Raw genomic sequence first — 509 nt, 5'->3', positions numbered from 1 at the left:
CACCAACGCCTCGACGGTGATGTCGTTGAGCACGTAGCCCTTGTCGTCGATGATGCCGTCCTGGCCGTGGGTGGTGTAGGGGTCCAGCGCCACGTCGGTCATCACGCCCAGCTCGGGGAAGCGCGACTTCAGCGCACGGATCGCCCGCTGCGCCAGGCCGTTGTCGTCCCATGCCGCGGCCGCATCGAGCGACTTGCCGGCCGGGTCGATCACCGGGAACAGGTCGATCACCGGAATGCCCAGTTCCAGCGCTTCCTCGGCCACCTTGAGCAGTTCGTCGATGGACAGCCGCTCCACGCCGGGCATCGAGGCCACCGGCGCGCGGCCGGCCAGATCGTGSACGAASACCGGGTAGATCAGGTCGTCGGTGGTGAGCGTGTTTTCGCGCATCAGGCGGCGCGAGAACTCGTCGTGACGCATGCGGCGGGGGCGGTAGTCGGGATGGGCCATGGGGTTGCTCCGTAACGGAATGCGGTAGGACGCGGCAGGTTTACTGCAGCAGGTAACGA

General features: G+C 66.9%; 1 pseudogene. It reads right to left on the bottom strand.

What is annotated here, in order from left to right:
• Window positions 1–450: pseudogene (locus ACXJKJ_RS32385) on the bottom strand (porphobilinogen synthase); the annotation flags it as partial.
• Between the last annotated feature and the right edge of the window lie 59 nt (window positions 451–509).

It is taken from the genome of Roseateles sp. P5_E1 (assembly GCF_054049335.1).
Note: the sequence above shows the minus strand (reverse complement) of the source record. Positions and strands in the feature narration are given on the sequence as shown.